A 629-nucleotide genomic window follows, 5' to 3' on the forward strand; every position below is an offset into this window, starting at 1 on the left:
GTGCTGGAACCGCGACGCTTGAACTCGGCGAACACACCACGCACGAACACCACGCCCGGGTCTTCGTCGATGTTGGCCGGGGTCTGGCCGTTGGCCACGTACCAGTCCAGGATGCGGCCGACAAACGGCGAGATCAGGAACGAACCGGCTTCCGAGCAGGCCAGGGCCTGGGTCGGGTTGAAGATCAGGGTCAGGTTGCAGTCGATGCCTTCGGCCTGCAGCACGCGCGCGGCCTGCACGCCGGCCCAGGTCGCGGCGATCTTGATCAGCACCTTGCTGCGCGGCACGCCGGCCGCTTCGTACATGGCGATGAACTCGCGCGCCTTGGCAATCGTGGCCTCGGTGTTGTGCGCCTGGTCGGCATCCACCTCGGTGGACACGCGGCCTGGCACCAGCTCGGCCAGCATGGTGCCGACGCCGACCGTCAGGCGATCGACCACGGCATTGGCGACGGCCTGCTTGTCACCGGATTGGGCGCGGCCCCACTGCAGCTCGCGTTCGATCAGGCCGGCGTAGACCGGCAGGTCGAGGGCTTTCTTCACCAGCGTCGGGTTGGTGGTGCAGTCGACCGGGCGCAGGCGCTTGATGGCGTCGTAATCGCCGGTATCGGCGACGACGACGGACAGTTC

The 629-nt window shown here is 67.6% G+C and carries 1 protein-coding gene; it reads right to left on the minus strand.

Translation table 11 applies throughout. The annotated features are described in order from the left end of the window. Positions 1–629 (minus strand): transaldolase family protein (locus tag AC1VWL_RS19315; RefSeq protein WP_482987759.1); only part of this gene is annotated, 629 nt, incomplete at both ends.

The organism is Stenotrophomonas sp. STEN063 (genome assembly GCF_056854515.1).